This window comes from Exiguobacterium sp. Leaf196 (assembly GCF_001423965.1).
Lineage (GTDB): Bacteria > Bacillota > Bacilli > Exiguobacteriales > Exiguobacteriaceae > Exiguobacterium_A.
In genome coordinates this window covers 140,918-156,619 of record NZ_LMPV01000001.1, presented here as the reverse complement: position 1 = coordinate 156,619, position 15,702 = coordinate 140,918, and the positions used below count along the sequence as shown (strand labels likewise).

General features: G+C 45.5%; 9 protein-coding genes. All 9 read right to left on the bottom strand.

The features are described 5' to 3' along the window. Window positions 1-91: 91 nt before the first annotated feature. Window positions 92-925: a phytoene/squalene synthase family protein gene (locus ASG02_RS00875; RefSeq protein WP_056060016.1), complete on the bottom strand. Its 834-nt coding sequence runs from the start codon at window positions 923-925 to the stop codon at window positions 92-94. Next, window positions 885-2,366: an NAD(P)/FAD-dependent oxidoreductase gene (locus ASG02_RS00870; protein ID WP_035409351.1), complete on the bottom strand. Its 1,482-nt coding sequence runs from the start codon at window positions 2,364-2,366 to the stop codon at window positions 885-887. The genes ASG02_RS00875 and ASG02_RS00870 overlap by 41 nt, the downstream gene beginning before the upstream one ends. Then, the gene (locus ASG02_RS00865) at window positions 2,363-3,853 is read right to left on the bottom strand and encodes an NAD(P)/FAD-dependent oxidoreductase (protein ID WP_035409353.1); all 1,491 of its coding nucleotides are present in this window, start codon (window positions 3,851-3,853) and stop codon (window positions 2,363-2,365) included. The genes ASG02_RS00870 and ASG02_RS00865 overlap by 4 nt, the downstream gene beginning before the upstream one ends. A 106-nt stretch (window positions 3,854-3,959) precedes the next feature. Further along, window positions 3,960-4,958, bottom strand: coding sequence for a trans-aconitate 2-methyltransferase (locus ASG02_RS00860; protein ID WP_035409355.1), 999 nt, complete (start codon window positions 4,956-4,958; stop codon window positions 3,960-3,962). A 139-nt stretch (window positions 4,959-5,097) separates the two neighbouring features. Further along, entirely contained in the window at window positions 5,098-5,478 is a 381-nt protein-coding gene (locus ASG02_RS00855) for a DUF1516 family protein (protein ID WP_056060012.1), read from the bottom strand. Window positions 5,479-5,562: 84 nt separating this feature from the next. Next, entirely contained in the window at window positions 5,563-8,106 is a 2,544-nt protein-coding gene (locus tag ASG02_RS00850) for a sensor histidine kinase (RefSeq protein ID WP_082478636.1), read from the bottom strand. Continuing rightward, on the bottom strand, window positions 8,087-8,464 hold the full coding sequence (locus ASG02_RS00845) for a response regulator (RefSeq protein ID WP_035409361.1): 378 nt from the start codon (window positions 8,462-8,464) through the stop codon (window positions 8,087-8,089). The genes ASG02_RS00850 and ASG02_RS00845 overlap by 20 nt, the downstream gene beginning before the upstream one ends. A gap of 198 nt (window positions 8,465-8,662) precedes the next feature. Next, window positions 8,663-12,214, bottom strand: coding sequence for a helicase-exonuclease AddAB subunit AddA (gene addA, locus ASG02_RS00840; protein ID WP_056060009.1), 3,552 nt, complete (start codon window positions 12,212-12,214; stop codon window positions 8,663-8,665). Then, window positions 12,211-15,642, bottom strand: coding sequence for a helicase-exonuclease AddAB subunit AddB (gene addB, locus ASG02_RS00835; protein ID WP_056060007.1), 3,432 nt, complete (start codon window positions 15,640-15,642; stop codon window positions 12,211-12,213). Before addB ends, addA begins: the two co-directional genes overlap by 4 nt. Between the last annotated feature and the right edge of the window lie 60 nt (window positions 15,643-15,702).

The window sequence follows — 15,702 nt, the reverse complement described above, 5'->3', positions numbered from 1 at the left end:
TCTGGTGTAGAAGTAATCTGAGACTCCCCGGTCTCAGACCATAGAAAAAAGACCTTGGTCCCCGCCAAGGTCTTTTTTCTATGGTCTTATATTAAATCGTTGCGAGCAACTTCATCTTTTGCCAACGGCTGACGTACGCCCGCTTCGTAAAGACGTCGTAATGATTATCCCGTGCCGCATCGAGGATACCACGATATAAGAAGGCAGCTGCCTTTAAAGCGCGTCTGCTCTCCCGCGGATACCGATCAAACGATGGAATCGCCGCATCATACAGATGCTCTGCTCGAAGTGCAACCTCTTCCCAAAGACCAATGAAGTCTCCTGAAGGGCGACCAGCGAGTAATGACTCCGCTGTGACACCGTATGTCTCCATCCATGAATGGGGCAAGTAGATGCGGCCGCGTTTTGCATCTTCTCCGACGTCTCGCAATATATTCGTTAGTTGCATCGCGATTCCAAGATCAATAGCAGATTTACGGAGATCAGGCTGTTGCGGTGCAAGGATGGGCAACAACATCAAACCGACAGTACTCGCTACGTAGTAGCTGTATTGCTCTGTCTCCTCAAGCGTCTGATAACGATTTTTCTCGATGTCCCAACGCATACCTTCCGCAAGTTCGAGAAAGGGTGTCTCATCCATTTCGTAACGTTCAAATACATCTGCTAACGCAATCCATAACGGTTTATTTAGTACTTCACCATTGCGGAATCGTTTGAATTCATTCAAGAAAGCTAGTAAACTCTCTTTCGGCGTATCCGACTCATCGACGGTATCGTCAAGGAACCGGCAAAATGTATAAATCGCATAAACAGCTTGTCGATCTGCTTTTGGTAAGAGTGAAAAGGCTTTATAGAACGTTTTAGATCCGGACTGAATGACTTCCTCACATTTGATATACGCGTTCTGGATCGTCACTGAATTCATGTTTCCACCCCATCTCTTGTTCCATTCGGTTTACGAGTATCGTTGCGCCCATCATGACGACTGGTACTCCTCCACACGGATGCACCGATGCACCGACGGCATATAGTCGATCGATATCTGGATATGGTTTTGCCTGTGTTTTTAAGGCAGCTGATTGACGAATCGTCGGAGCAATTCCAAAACTGCCACCTTCGTATAGTCCAAATGCCTGTGCATCATTCGGTGTACGAATCTTCATTTCTTGTATCTTTTCCCGAAATCCGGGATGATGATGCTCGATTTTTTCGAGTACGGTCTCGACGAAGTCTACTTTTTCATAATCTTTCACACCATAGCCACGGGGAGAAGGAATTAATGAATAGACGACGCTATCGTCCGTTCCTGTTAAACTACGATCAATCTGACTCGGATGGAACAGATAGACTGCCGGATGTTCAGGTAATCGTCCTTTTTTAAAGATGTTTGTCATGAGTGGTTCCAAGTCATTCGGCATCAAAAATCGATGCACCGGTAAGTCAACTTTCCCTTTCATCTTGAAATACAGCAATAGCGTCCCGCCTGAAGGAGTATATGTTTTAGGTTGTTTACCTTCCACAAGACGTTCCATTAATGGAAACTCTCCATTTAGTACGATTTGATCGAATGCTTCATGTGTTCCACCTTGTAAGACGATTTCCTTCGCCTGTCCCTGGTCAACGACGACTCGTTCAACGGGTGCCTCGAAGACGAACCGGACACCTCGTTCGACTAATGTGTCATACATGCGTTCAGCAAGTGAGAAATAACCGCCTTTTACATACCAGACACCTTCTGCTTGTTCCCGGTATGGAATCAAACCATAGATGGATGGTGTCGTATACGGATTTCCTCCGATATAAAATGTTGGGAAACTGTATGCCATGCGCAAATATTTACTCTTGAAGTATCGCTTCAAATGATCATGCGCTGTCTCTAAAGCGTGCATCTGTAATAATGGACGCATCATTTCTGGGTGCAACAGCTCCGTTTTCCGACGATAACCACGTTCTAAAAATTTCGATACACTCGTCTTATAATCCTTTTCTTTTTGATGCATGAATTCATAAAATCCACGACCTTCGCCGAATTGGCGTTCGATCGCAATGGCTTGGTCCACGACATCAGATACTTTCGTAACGACGGTCCCGTCGTCGAAGTGAAGGTCATACAATGGATCCACCCGTTCGAGTTTTACTCCCGTCACGCCTGCTTCTGCCAACTGCTCTTTCAACTTACCTGGCATCAGGACGATTGTCGGACCTTCATCGATGCGTCCACCGGATTCAAAATCGACGGATCGTAATCGACCACCGACATGCGCTTCTTTTTCAAAAATCGTAATCTCGACTCCCGGATGTCTTGCTGTCAGCAAAAGTGCTGCATGCAGTGTTCCGACTCCTGCTCCTACGAATCCTATTTTCATGTCCGCACCCCTTCTTTTTTGAGCACGAGTTCTGCCGTAATACGCGCGGATTCGAAGATTGTTGGTAAGCCGCTCCCTGGGTGTGTGCCTCCCCCGACAAGATACAAGTGATCCAGCTCTTCAAACTGGTTATGCGGTCGGAAATACATCATCTGTGTCAACTGATGCCCAAGGTTAAACGTCGCTCCTTGATGGATCCCCATCGCTTCCCAATCGTCCGGCGTGAACATCTCTTCGACTTCGATTGCCGCTTCAATCCCTTGATACGGTGAACGCGTTTCAAGCGTATCCAGAACACGTCGACGTAATTTTGGTCCTTCGATCGACCAATCGAGTTCCGAGTAGTTGTTCGGAACCGGAACTAACACATACATGGCGGACTTTCCTTCAGGTGCTAGTGTCGGATCAAGAACGGATGGATTTTGAACATAAAATGAAAAATCATCGGATAATTCTAAAGTCTGCGTCATCTCGCGAACGTTTTTCTCGTAGTCTTCCGCAAAATAAATCGTGTGATGTGGCGCATCGAATGTCCGATTGACGCCAAGATACAACATAAACGTCGAACACGAGAATTTTTTGCGATCAATTTTTGGTCGGGACCATTTTTTCAGTACTCCTTCCGGTACAAGGTGATTCATCGCATGTGCGAAATCAGCACCGACGATGACTTCATCAAATAACTCATGCTGACCTGACTCAAGGATGACCCCTTCGACGACTTTGCCGTTTAAGATCAATTGCTTGATGCCTGTACCTAACTGAACCGTTCCACCGAGTTCTTCGATGGCACGTTGCATCGCAAGTGGCACCTGATGCATCCCACCAATCGGATGATGGACACCGTATGCATGTTCCATGTAAGACAAGATGGAGAAACCTCCTGGGCATTCCCAAGCCGACATCCCTAAGTACTTCGCTTGGAACGTAAAGGCATACTTCAGTTCTTCGCTCGTGAAATAGTCGGACAAGACATCATAAAGTGATCGCCCGAGTGAGAGACGCGGAAGTGCTGTTAAGACACGCGGTGACAAGTAGTCCGTTAATCGGTCATGACGTGTCTGTAGAATCGGCATCAACTTACCGAGCTTTAACGCTTGCTCTGCCATGAATCGATCGTACCCTTCCCCATTTCCCGGAAAGTGGCGCTCGATCGTCTCTTTCATCCGGTCCCGATCCGTCGTCATCGTGAACTGTTCTGTTCCACCTTTGAAATAGAGTGTATACATCGGATCAAGTGCCTTTAGATCTAAATAATCTTCTAACCGTAGACCGGCTTCGTGAAAGACGTTTTCTAAAATATGCGGCATATTAAGAAAAGTCGGTCCTCGATCAAATGTGTATTCACCTAGCTTGACGGCAGAAGTTCGTCCACCGACTTGCGGTTGTTTTTCATAAACGGTGACGTCTACTCCTTTTCCTGCTAATAACAAGGCACATGCAAGTCCCCCTGGTCCTGCTCCTATCACTGCTACGCGTCGCTTCACCCAAATCTCTCCTTTTTATCTCTCATCGTTTCAACTATTATACTAAGCACATAGTAAGAGCGACAAATTTGAACTGTCTTCCAACTGTAAAAACGCCAGACTTCGCTTAGGAAGTGGCGTTTGCAGTCACGATATACCAAGCACCTTCTTTTAAGAATGGTGTGATCGAAATATTTCCAAACCCAGCTTTCGATAAATCTTCTTTCAATTCTTCCTGGCTTGGTAATGGATACAAATTCTCATGCAGTGTCATAAAGGCATTGAATGCTGCTGAGAACGGTGCACCATGTGAACTGTCACGAAGTGGAGTGACGAGAATGACTGTTCCATCATCTTTGACGAAACGGCGTACCCCTTTTAGTAAAGCAAGACGTTCCGGTTGTGGGAAGTAATACAAAATATTATTCATCATGACACCATCATACGTTTCTTTTACGTCAAACGTTTTGATGTCTCCGACGACGAAGTCAATCTCTCCACTCGTATCTCGTCGTCTCGCTTCGGCGATGACCGACTCTTCAATATCGATTCCAGCGAGCCGCAATTCAGGTAACGCTTCATGAATTTTGCGAAGATAACCGCCATAGGCACAGCCGATATCGAGCAGTGATGTCAGATTGCGACTTCGAATGATATGACGTACAGCCGGGAAAGCAACGGTCTCGACAAGTGCCGACGTTTCGGCAACGATGTCGCCATGTTCTTCTCCATTAAAGACTTTCTGTTGCCCCTCTTCTAGGAATTGTGGATAAGAGAACAAGGCGGGTAAATGTAGCTCCATCATCTCAGATAACATAAAACCGATACTACGATCGTCTGATTGAGAAAGTTCTGGCAATACATGACGCGTCGCCGTATAACGTAAATCTTTTTTCTTTAAATGACCGACAGCTACGCCAACCTCAAACCAGCGGGATAACGCTTCCTGTGTCAGCGGACGTCGCATCCGTAGTTGCGCTTCCGCCTGCGTCGCTCCCGATTGAAGAGCATCGAATAACCCATATTTATAACCGATGTATCCATGCCAGAGTGGTAACACCGGTTCTGCGCGTTTCATCCATTTCCGTGCCCGGAAGACCTTCGTCCATTCCTTCAACTGTGCCACAAGCGTTCCCCTCTCTACTGTGTAATACATCCCTTTTCCCAAATAACAACCACTTGTAAACAAAAATTACTAGCAGACACGACAAAAAGAGTCCTTTCGACCCAAAAGGTCGAAAAGGACTCTTTGATTTCGCATAAAATCAGAAAAACTTCATACCGTATGGAAGCGAATAGCCAAGGAATACTGTCACAAGGACAAGCACGATGAATCCGATGACGAAACCGGAATAGGCTTTTCCTTTTTTGACACGAACGAGTGTCAATTCTCCGAAGATGAGCGTCAAAAGACCTGCTGTGATCTTCGCATGGTAGAGTGGATCTGGATTTTCAGACACCCCCATGATTTTAATGTACAGGTAAAGACCTGTCGCGAACGTCAATAAAAGCAGAAGACGGAACGCCATATGAATGCCTTTTGCGGCTTTCTTATTGTTCTTGTACATCGAAAACGCGACGAAGAACGTAACCAATAAAAGTACCCAAAGTAAGACGTGTGTGTGAACGAATGCTGTGATTGGCATTTCATTTCCTCCTTTCTTTTCCTATTTCATCGTATCTGATTTCCGTACGAACACCTAGTGTTATTTTGTTGCTATATGGTTTATTCAGGAGATTGTCACATGTGTGGACTGAACGAGTGGGAATTTGACAGTGAAAAGACTCCCTTCTCTTACGACCGATTCCACATGAATTTCTCCCCCATGACCGGTGACGATTTCTTTACAGATGGCTAGACCAAGGCCCGTACCACCGATTTTCCGACTATCCGAGTTATCGACGCGGTAAAACTTTTCGAATAGACGACTGAGTGATTGTTTCGGAATCCCGATTCCCTCATCCCGAACTTGAAGAATGACTTGATCACGTGATGTCGTGAGTACGACATCAATCGCACCACCAGATGGTGAGTATTTCACCGCATTATTCAATAAATTATTGAGTAACTGTCTGATTTTTTCTTCATCTGCTTCAATGACAGGCAACTGATTTCCTTCGTGACGGAACGTAATCCGGTGGGCTTGTGTCGAAGCCGCATAAAAGTGTGTCGTTTCTTCAGCAATCGCATGAATGTTCACAGATGTCTTTTTGTACGATTGTGTACCTGACTCCATGCGCTGGACGTCTAAGAAATCGTTGACGAGATTCGCAAGACGTTCTGTTTCGGAATGGATCGTCCGTAAGTATCGATCTTGGCGCGATTCTTCAATATCTCGATTGAGCATGAGCTCTGTAAAACCATAAATCGAAGAAAGCGGTGTTCGAAGTTCATGAGATACAGTCGAAACGAGTTCTGATTTCAAACGATCCATTTCGGTTTCTTTCGTCACATCCCGCATGACAAGCATCGTTCCTTTATGCACCTGATGAATGTGAATCACCTCGACATAAAATTGAATGAATACCGTTTCGTTTCTAATCGAGAACTGTAGACTATCTGTCGGTAATTCTCCACGAAGAACTGAATCAACATATCGACTGAAGTTTTCCGGTTCATCGACGACGGATTGAATGACTTCTAAGCATGTTTGAAGTGTTTCTTGTTCCGCCTGGACACCATATCGCAGTTCCGGGAATAGATCGTACAGTGGTCGATTGACGAAAACCTCTTCTTTCCCTGGCTCAAGATAGATGACCGCTTCACGAATTGAATCGAGAATCCGTTCCGTTTTCGTTTTTTCTCTCGTCATCTCGTCAAACAAACGCATCCGGAGAAGGGATAACGACAATTGACGAGAGAAGGACATGACATCCCGCATCTGTTCATTCGTAAACTGATCGCGGTAACGGACCAGATAGATATACGCGATGATATCATCTGCGGTTGGATCGAGAATCGGCACAGCCGTTTCATACATATAGTACGGGTACGGTAACGGATGATTGCTCACGACTTGTTTAGAGGAGTGAACTGGTGTCTTGAGTGATTCTGCTCGTTTTAACAGTGACGCATCGTTTTGAAGTAACTGCTCTGCCAGTTCATCCGTCATACCATAGGTGACGACGGAATAACTCTCTTCCTCATCGACGAATACTAATGCACCAATTTCAGAATCCGTGATCGTGACGAGCTTCTCGATGATTTCCGGATAAGCGGTCAACGATTCACGTGCCGCGAGCGTCTCTGTCAGATCATTCCGGTACTGAAGGTGTTGTTCATTGCGCATCGTCAGTTCCAATGCTTCTTCAAGTTCCTGTTGTTGTGCTTGCAATTCTTCTTGCTGCGCTTGTAATTCTTCCTGCTGGGCTTGCAACTCTTCATTTTTTGCCAATAGATGCTGTTTATTCTCAGAAATCGAACTTGCCATCTGATTAAACGATAGTGCTAAAATACCAATCTCATCTTTACGATTCGGTACTTTGACGCTTGAAACATCTTCACCATTCGCAAGCCGTTGACTGTTCTTCACGAGAGACAATAATTCAATCGTGATGCGACGAATGAATGGATAGATGAAGAAGATCAAAACAGCGATCAAAACGACGATATTCGCTAACCAAATCAGTTGCGTCGTTCGGATTTCCTGCTCCAATTGATCACTTGTCCGTTGTGCCCAATCTTCCAAAAATTCACGATAACCGCCGAGTGCCAGTTCACTTTTATTAATCTCTGATAATACATCGATGTTTCCTTGACTATCTAACTGAATCTTTCCTTCAGTTAACAACTTTTGACCGAGTGGCAATTCAGCTAGCGTCGTTCCTTTCAAGAAGGATTCTGTAATATCTCCTGACTCTTTCGCTTTGACATAGGATTGAACAAGCGGCAAGATTGCATCGAAATAGTATTGATATAGTTCTCTCGAGGACTGGGCGAATGCCTTTCCTTGATCGTAGATTGCATTTTTTTCGAACCAATCCGTTTGCTGAGCAATCTTATCTTGTTGAGCCATGACTTGGGTATACAATTCTTCATTTCCCATCAAGGCATAGCCACGCATGTTGAATTGAACATCCTGCCATTCTTCCCATAGAGCCCCTGCGCGTGCACTGCGATCTCGGATGTCTTCTAATTTCGCCCGTGTCGCTTGCAATTTCGTATCCGTGTAGTTGTAGACGATCAATGATGAAATCATCAATGTAGCTAATACGACATAAAAGGATGCCATAAGTTGGCGTCCGATTTTTCGATTAATCCACTTGGTGATCACTCAATATTCCTCCTACTACATCAATCAACTCAAGAGGACTAAAGGGTTTCGAAAAGAAGTAGTTTGCACCGATTTCTTCCGCGCGCTCTCGATCAGATTGTTGACTTTTAGCGGTCAACATCATAATTTTCAAGTGTTGCTTATCTGGATGTTGTCGAACTTTTTCGATGACTTCGATTCCTGTCATCCCAGGCATCATGTAATCCAACAGAACGAGGTCATATTCCGTGTTCATGATTTTTTGATATGCCTCGTCTCCGTCCGTCGCTTCATCAATCGTATATCCTTCATCTTCTAGTGTATCAAGTACCAACATACGTAAGACATCTTCATCTTCTGCTAATAAAATACGTGCCATCTATTAAAACCTCCCAAAATTATCCATCATTAAAGTGACATATCTTCTTTATTTTACACAGTTTTTTCACAATAAGAAACGGAAATCACTCCATACCTTGATTTTATTCCTTTATTCCTCATCCCTCTTTCGAACTATACTAAAACCTCCCTCGCCTCTACCTGAAGTAGGAGGACAAGAGAGGTCTCAGTCGTAAAATTAAACTAAATCAATCGTTTCTCCTAAAGCAAAAGCATAAATGACTTTCCGCGAGATTCGAATATGAAGAATAGCTTCTAATGCTTCTTGGTATAGATTCAATTGAGTCGCATACCGTTCACGTAACACATCAGCAGGTGTCTGTCCGACTTCCGTCGTAACGATTTGATCCGATTTATAGTCGAGTAAGATATATGACTCCCCATCCTGAATCAAGCAGTCGACGATTCCCTGCATGACTGCGTCATCCACTGGACCCGTCCAGTCTTTCCGAAAACGTGATGCTCCGATTTTATACGTAAACGGTAACTCTCGATAGACGTGGTTTGTCCGTAGTCGTTTGCTGAACAATTGTCCGATCTCGGAGTCTAGGAACTCTTGCAACTGTGGTGTTGCTTCCCGCATCGTCGTCGCTTCGATAGGTGTGATTCGTTCCATCGTTTCCCATTGATCGATCTGTTCTGAAATCGCTGTATCCGGTTTGTATAATTGCATCGCTAGGTGTAGGACCGTTCCTCGTTCCGCTCCACTAAGTACAGGTCCAAGGAATTGTGGCGTTCGGTAATACGTCGTCTGGCGATACGTCGTTTCAAATGCTGCGCGTTCCAACTGTTCCGCGCGCTTCAGTTCCGTAACGGTCTGTTTCGCTGCCGTCTCTGTCGCGAGTAGATGCGGATACTGATACGAAAATGCCGATTCAACGATTTCTTTGACGTGCGTATTGACGGGCACATCAATTTTTTCAAGCTTTTGGACGTGTTCGAGTTGCTCCACGAGTGTTGAGATTTCTTGATACGGTGCTAACTCCTCTAAAGACATCATGCGAATCGACCAGTTCGTCTCATCCGGACGTAGTAAACTACTGCGTAAGACTGCCGGAACGACCCATTCCGCATAACTCTTCGCTTGGCGCCGGTCATTTTCAGGTAGTAAGACTTCGTCGAGTGGCGTCATCTGCCAGGCCACCATTTGATCTTCTAAATCCTTGACTGTCCCGACGAGAATCAATTTTTCCTTCGCTCGAGTCATCGCAACATACAAGACGCGCATCTCTTCTGCCTTCATCTCGCGATCCATTTCCCGACGGATGACTTCCTTCAATAGCGTTCCAGATCGCAAACGACGAATCGGATCAATGGCGTCTAGAGCAATGCCATACGTCTTATGCAACTGAATGGCCTGCATTTGATCCTGTTTGTTGAATTGCTTCGTCAATTGGCTGACAATCGTCACGGGGAACTCGAGTCCTTTTGATTGGTGGATCGTCATGATTCGAACGACGTCCTCGTCTTCTCCAAGCGAACGGGCTTCTGCGAAGTCTTCTCCTCGTTCGATCAACCGATTGATCAGGCGTAGAAAACGATATAGCCCACGATAACCGGACGTCTCATATTGCTTTGCCCGCTCATATAAGGCATTTAAGTTAGCTTGACGACTTCTGCCTCCAGCGAGACAGCCGACATACTCAAAATAGCCAGTCTGATCAAACAATGATCGAATGAAGGCAGGAAGCGCACTCCCACGTGCTTCGGTTCGCCATGCTTGAATCTGACGGATGATCTCGTCTATTCGAATACCAAGTGCTGATTCCTCTGTCGCCATCGCGAGTGCCGCCTCATAAAAGCTTCCTTCTTTTTGTTTTGCTCGAATCCGCCCTAGATCACGATCCGCCACACCGAAAATCGGCGATCGTAACAGACTGGCGAACGGGATATCTTGAAGTGGATTATCGATTGTCTTGAGTAACGCCATCATGATTTGAATTTCCGTCGCTTGGAAATATCCGCCCGTCGTATCTGCATAGACCGGAATCTCATACTGTTCGAGTACTTCAACGAGTGCCTGAACACGCTTGCCGCGCGAACGGGCCAAGACGACGATGTCACGGTATTCGCATGTCCGGAATCGGTTCGATTTCGCATCGTAAATCAGATGTGGATGTTTAGAGTCGACGAGTTCTAGAATTCGTGTTGCAATCGCTCGTGCTTCAACTTCTTCTTTTTCACTATCAAGCGGATCAATCAAGAGTAATTCAGGGTCGACTTGCTCTGATTCTAAATAACTTATATTACCGAGTCGAAGGTGCGCCGCTTCATCGTAATCAATTTCTCCGACTGTCTCATCCATGACTTGGCGGAAGATTTGATTCGTTCCATCCAACACCTCGAGGCGACTGCGGAAGTTCTTTGTTAAATCGATGCGTGTTCCGACGTCGGTCTGCTGGAATCGTTTGAATTTCTCCAGGAACAATCCTGGTTCTGCATGTCGAAATTTGTAAATGGACTGTTTGACATCACCGACCATGAATAGATTCCCTGTTGCCTCGTCCGTTTTCGAAACCAGTTGAATGATGCGTTCCTGGACTTCATTCGTATCTTGGTATTCGTCGACCAGTACCTCAACGAAGCGTTCTTTTAGAAGTTTTGCCACATCCGACGGTTGTCCCTCTTCCGTCAAGATCTCTAATGCAAAATGTTCAAGATCCGAAAAATCAACAATTCCACGTTGTTGTTTCGCTTCGAGATAATCATTTGCGAATTGACGCACGAGTGTAACAATCGTTTCTACATGTCGGAGCTGTGATCGTAAATCCTCCAAGTAATCGACACCTGTTTTTTGAACAAACAGTTCTTTCATTTTCTTGAATTCTGCAACGAGTCGTGTCCGCTCTGTCTGGAACGGTTTGATGCCTTCATCTCCGCGCGGACTTTTCCAACGACCGAATTCTACTGCTTGAAACGCAAGAGCAACCATCGACCATTGCCGTACTGACGTTTCAAGTACTCCAAAAGGAGCGATATCCTGTCGCATCATCTGTCCCATTTCCGTATACCCGGACTGTTCCAATTCAAAAGCAAGTTCTCGATAACGTCCTAGTAGATTCGACAACGTCTCCCATTCCAGTTCGACCAATCGTTGCATGAGCGGAGACTCATCCGGATCGATTGGTTGATCGTACTGATTGATTAAATGCGCATAAAACGCTTCCGGATCAGGTAAGGATCGAGAAAAACGGTAGAGATTTGAAATCAGCGAAAGCATCGCTTGATCGTCCCGATCTGATGTATAACTATCGATCAAATCATAGAATCCTGGATCCTCAGAGGCATAGAACGACTCAAAGACCGCTTCTAAGACATCATCTTGCAGTAATAACAGTTCAGATTCGTCAGCAATCCGAAACGCCGGATCCAAACCGATCCGATAATAATTCTCACGTAGAATCGATAGACAGAATGAATGGATCGTCGTAATTTGTGCCCGGTTCATTAATTGACGTTGTTTTTTTAGATACAGATCATCCGGTGCCTCTTTGATACGCTGATCCATGACCTCAATGACTCGCGTTTTCATCTCACGCGCTGCTGCATTCGTAAAGGTAGCAACAAGAATCCGATCCGCCGACAACTCATCTTCGGGATCGATCAATCGTTGCGTCAGCCGTTCGACGAGGACAGCTGTTTTCCCTGATCCAGCAGCTGCTGAGACTAAGATATGTCCTCCCCTTGCTGAAATGGCTTGTTGTTGTTCTTCCGTCCAACGCACGCTCATTCTTCATCCTCCTTCAATCGTTCCAGTACCTCTTTTTCAGACATCGGTTTTAATGGACGATATTGATTTCCGAGTGATTCATCGAATTGACAGACTGAACGATATTCGCAGAAACTACACGGTGTCCGTTCCTGATAATCGAATGGATTGATTGCAATATCCCCATCATAGATATCTTGACTGCTGTCTTTTAATGCCTCCCACGCATGATCCATCAGTGCCGATAAATCTGCCTCTTGTACAACACCCTTCGTCTGTGATTTATGCAGTCCATTTTTCGTGAAGGTCACTTTGACGAGTGGGGATTTTTTTCGTTCATCGTATGCAATATGATCCATCGCTCGCAGTACCTCATCATTCTCGAGAATGACGCCTTGCATCTGATAGGACTCGAGTAATAGTCGATTACGTTCTGCTTCATCAGCAGATAAATCGCCTCGTAGCATCGGATTTTTAACATGGAAATACAGCGCACCAGCAGGTTTTGCCTGCTGTTGATACAGCAACTCTGACTGTTCCACGACTGTTTTCAAATACAGCAACATCTGTATGGCGAGTCCGTAATAGATTTCCGCAAAATCTAGTCCTCGTGCACTCGACTTATAATCTATGATACGGACGTATAACTGGTCACCGATCATCGCCTGATCAATACGGTCAATGCGTCCTGTGAATTCAATTTCCGTTCCGTCTGGTAGCGTAAAGCGTAATGGTGGAAACGTCGCATTCCCAAAACTGATTTCAAATAGATCTGGTTCAAAATCCGTTCGCTTCGCCTGCTCGACGAGCATCTTAGCGGTCTGTTCGACGACATCCGTCAACTTTTTCTTGATATAACCAAATCGACTTGAGCTCATCAAAATTGCATTCTGGATTTCTGGTGTCACCTTTTCAACAGCTTCCTTCGCAAGTGTTCCACATGTCTCACTATCGAGCTCGCGCCAGTGCCGTCCGGAAGCTTTGATACTGAGCGACAGATCATTTAATGCGCCGTGGAACAGATTTCCGATGTCCGGCGCTTCGAATTTATAGAGCTTTCGCTCGCGTAAACGAAGTCCATACCGAGCAAAATGTTTATACGAGCAAGCATTATACGTTTCAAAACGCGAAACGCTCGCTTGCAGAGACTCGCCATATAAGCGATGCGCCAACCCTTCCGGTAACGCTTCCGCTTGATTTTGATAGAACAAGGCACTTGAGAATAGACCCATTCGTTCGCGTCCTTGTCCGTTTTCAAGAAGTGAATTATATACTTGAAACCAAATTGGCTGAATCGGATAACGTCGTTGCAAACGGCGGAGTTCAATCGCCGTCGCTGCTGCCGCGCGATCGGGACTCGTCACGAAATCGAGTTGTTCTTGCGGTGCATGTTCGCCAGCCTCCGCAAACTGTGTTTTGATCGGACGATCAAGCAACAGTTGCCGCTTCAATTGTTTCGTGATTGCCGCCGGCTGCAACGCCTTTCCTTCTTCATCGACAAGCGCATAACTGACATACAATGCTTCACTTGGAGCCATCATCCCTTGATACAGATAAAATAGTTCATCATCAAACACATCGAGGGACGCTTTTCCGACCGGAATACCATGTTCATGTAAAAAGTCATGATCATTTTCGGACAGTAACTTCGATTGATCTTGGACGAACGGAATCAGACCATCATTCGCTCCCAGTAAAAAGACGACTTTCACTCGTTGCAATCGTCCACGCACATAATCCGTCGCAATGACTTGATCAAGCGATGGGGGGACAAGTGCAAAACGCAGACTCTCAAGTCCTGTCTCGACCATTTGGACGAACAAGTCCGTTGATAAAGTATGCTCAGGCGCAGCAGCTTCTAGCTGTTCGAATAGGTGAAGAATCGCTTCATACACTTGATCATGTTCCCGAGCAGCAAGTAACTGATCTTGCTCTAATGCTTGCTTGCGCCATTCCATTAAATGTTCTGCAATTTTTTGTTCTTCGAGGAATTGATAAAGACCTTTCGTATACGCGCTCATCGTCTTTGCCTGCTTTAACCGACGGTGTAACGGTTCAATCAAGTCGACGACGAACGTACGGAGATGATTCAATTCCTCTTCTTGCGCGATTTCCTCTTCCGTTAAGCGAACTTCCTCTGCTAAGCGTCGCTTTAATTGCCACGGTTGTTGCCACATCGACCCTTTGATGCCGCGTTCGAGCACGAACGTCTCGAAACGATCGAGCGCTAGACGCGCATCTTCTGCTGGAATCGGTAAGAGCTCCGTCTTCAGTAAACGAAAGACCGTTTCTTCCCGATAACCCGATGTCACGATGTCTAAAGCAGATTGAATCAAGTCAACGAGCGGATGATGGATCATCGACTCACGTTGATCCAAGAAATACGGAACATCATACATGTGGAAGGCTCGTTCCAAGTGATCCGCATACGGTTCAAGATGTCGTACGACGAATGCCATTTCATGAAATCGATATCCTTTTTGTCGAACAAGTTGAATCGCTTTCCGCACGGCTGATTCTGCTTCGACTTGCCGGTTGACTGCAGCTGTCATCTGAAAGCCGTCAACGTCATGATCGACAGATGGATAACCTGGCTTTAACAAGGCCTGCTCTAAATGCCGTAGCCCTTCTGATTGAAATTTGATTGGCTGTTCATACAAGACTTCTTCGTACGGAATCGATTGTTCCTGCATTTGCCCGATCAACTGCATGTAGCAACGCTGGGACACACCAAAAGACGTTTGTTTTGCATAAGGATCCGCCGCGTCCATTGTAAAACTAATATGCATTTCAGCCACTTGTTGCATCAAGGCAAGCAGTACTTGTTGTTCCTGAAGCGAAAACTCATAAAATCCGTCGACGATGATCGTCGCTTGATCCAGTCGCGCTTTCGGAAGCAACTCAAGTAACGTCGTATAATAATCATCCGCATGGAGTGCCTTATCGACGATTCGTTCCGCAAAGCGCTCATAAATCAACGCAAGGTCGTTCAATTTTGGTGACCGTTCGAGAGACCGATCACTCACTTGACGCAACATATCTGGCTCGATCAATGAGCGTTTAAACGACGCGATGAGTTCATCAAGTCCTTGGAAAAATCCTGGCATATTTTTCGTACGCTTAAAAATCTTTAACTCGTCTTCTGATTCCTCGACGACCTGTCGGAGTAATAATTGTGTTCCTGTCTCATCGAGAAATGGAATTGCTTGATTTCCGTAATCGCGTAAAATATGAAACGCAAAGCGCCGTAAACTCATGACTTCGAGACGAACAAGACCTGCTATCCGTTCATCTGTCGCAATCCGACGCTCCATTTCAAATGACATCTGATCCGGAACGATGAAATACATCTTCTCGCCTAGTGGTCGTTGCTCGAGTTCTTGTACGACGCGCTCAATCAATTGTGTCGTTTTCCCACTACCAGCACGACCAATGTGCATATGGTTCATCAAGAAAACCTCCTCTACGTTTTTATGTATCATTATTATCGCACAAATAAGAACAAATGT

Excerpts from the sequence above, each read along its gene's own strand:
- ASG02_RS00875 (WP_056060016.1), bottom strand. The coding sequence starts at position 925 with ATGAATTCAGTGACGATCCAGAACGCGTATATCAAATGTGAGGAAGTC.
- ASG02_RS00870 (WP_035409351.1), bottom strand. The coding sequence starts at position 2,366 with ATGAAAATAGGATTCGTAGGAGCAGGAGTCGGAACACTGCATGCAGCA.
- ASG02_RS00855 (WP_056060012.1), bottom strand. The coding sequence starts at position 5,478 with ATGCCAATCACAGCATTCGTTCACACACACGTCTTACTTTGGGTACTT.
- ASG02_RS00845 (WP_035409361.1), bottom strand. The coding sequence starts at position 8,464 with ATGGCACGTATTTTATTAGCAGAAGATGAAGATGTCTTACGTATGTTG.
- addA (WP_056060009.1), bottom strand. The coding sequence starts at position 12,214 with ATGAGCGTGCGTTGGACGGAAGAACAACAACAAGCCATTTCAGCAAGG.
- addB (WP_056060007.1), bottom strand. The coding sequence starts at position 15,642 with ATGAACCATATGCACATTGGTCGTGCTGGTAGTGGGAAAACGACACAA.